This window comes from Oleiphilus sp. HI0043 (assembly GCF_001634935.1).
This window is the reverse complement of the sequence record NZ_LWEY01000060.1, coordinates 1-811: the sequence shown is the minus strand read 5'-3', so window position 1 is coordinate 811 and position 811 is coordinate 1. Positions and strand designations below refer to the sequence as shown.

1 protein-coding gene is annotated in these 811 nt (G+C 45.1%); it reads right to left on the bottom strand.

Going from position 1 to position 811, the window contains the following annotated elements; translation table 11 throughout:
* The coding region (gene guaA, locus A3729_RS01370; RefSeq protein ID WP_156497569.1) for a glutamine-hydrolyzing GMP synthase at positions 1 to 811 on the bottom strand (811 nt) is incomplete at both ends.

Here is an 811-nt window from a genome sequence, read left to right as displayed (position 1 = left end):
TCTTTCTTCACTTCCCCCAAAATACGAACAACTAGGCCAGGCCCTGGGAAGGGGTGGCGATACACCATGTCGTAAGGCAGACCTAGCTCTAAGCCCATCTTACGAACTTCGTCTTTGAATAGCTCGCGTAAAGGTTCAACTAAGTCCATCTTCATATCGTCTGGTAAGCCACCTACGTTGTGGTGAGACTTAATAACATGCGCCTTACCCGTTTTCGCTGCAGCAGATTCGATGACATCCGGGTAAATAGTACCCTGGGCCAAGAAGTCAACGTCTTGAATCTTGGTTGCTTCTTCATCGAAGACTTCAATAAAGGTATTACCAATGATTTTTCGCTTTTTCTCGGGATCAGAAACACCTTCTAACTTACCCAAGAATAAGTCTTCAGCATCAGCACGAATGACTTTGACGCCCATGTTTTCGGCGAACATCTCCATCACCATGTCGCCTTCGTTCTTACGTAACAAGCCGTTATCGACAAAAACACAGGTTAACTGATCACCAATGGCTTTATGCAATAGCGCCGCAACCACTGAAGAATCAACACCTCCAGATAGACCTAGCAAGACCTTCTTATCACCCACTTGGGCACGAACTCGTTCAATCTGATCTTCAATAATCTTTGCTGGCGTCCAAAGTGATTCACAACCACAAATATCTTTTACAAAGTGACTTAAAATACGCTCACCCTGCAGGGTATGCGTTACTTCAGGGTGGAACTGGATACCAAAGAAATTCTTCTCTGCACAGTACATACCAGCAATAGGGCAAGATTCAGTTGAGGCCATCAACTCAAAACCTTCAGGCATCG